The organism is Mesorhizobium sp. M7A.F.Ca.MR.362.00.0.0, assembly GCF_004023175.1.
GTDB lineage: Bacteria > Pseudomonadota > Alphaproteobacteria > Rhizobiales > Rhizobiaceae > Mesorhizobium.
Window position 1 is genome coordinate 290 of record NZ_RZTF01000844.1, and the last position, 473, is coordinate 762.

At 63.4% G+C, this 473-nt stretch carries 1 pseudogene; it reads right to left on the minus strand.

Annotated elements, in window-relative coordinates:
• A pseudogene (locus tag EOC06_RS38110) lies at nt 1-473 on the minus strand (conjugal transfer protein TrbE); the annotation flags it as partial.

Here is a 473-nt window from a genome sequence, read left to right on the forward strand (position 1 = left end):
AGACGTCGATGATGCCGGAGCGTTCGGCGTCGGAGATGGACTGCGTTGCGAGGACGACGGCGCAGTTCGCCTTGCGCAGCACCTTCAGCCATTCCCTGATCTTGTCGCGGAAGGTCGGATGCCCGAGCATCAGCCAGGCCTCGTCGAGCACGATGAGGCTGGGCGCTCCTGTCAGGCGGTTCTCGATGCGACGAAAGAGATAGGTCAGGACGGGTACGAGGTTGCGTTCGCCCATGTTCATGAGCTCTTCCACCTCAAAGCACTGGAACGCCCTGAGTGACAGACCGTCCTCCTCGGCGTCGAGAAGCTGCCCCATGGGGCCGTCGACCGTGTAGTGGTGCAAGGCATCCTTGATCTCGCGCATCTGCACGCCGGAGACGAAGTCCGAGAGCGAGCGACCGCGCGACTGCGCCATCAAACCGATCTGCCGGGAGATGGCGTTGCGATAGTCCGGCGTGACGCTGACGCCCTGC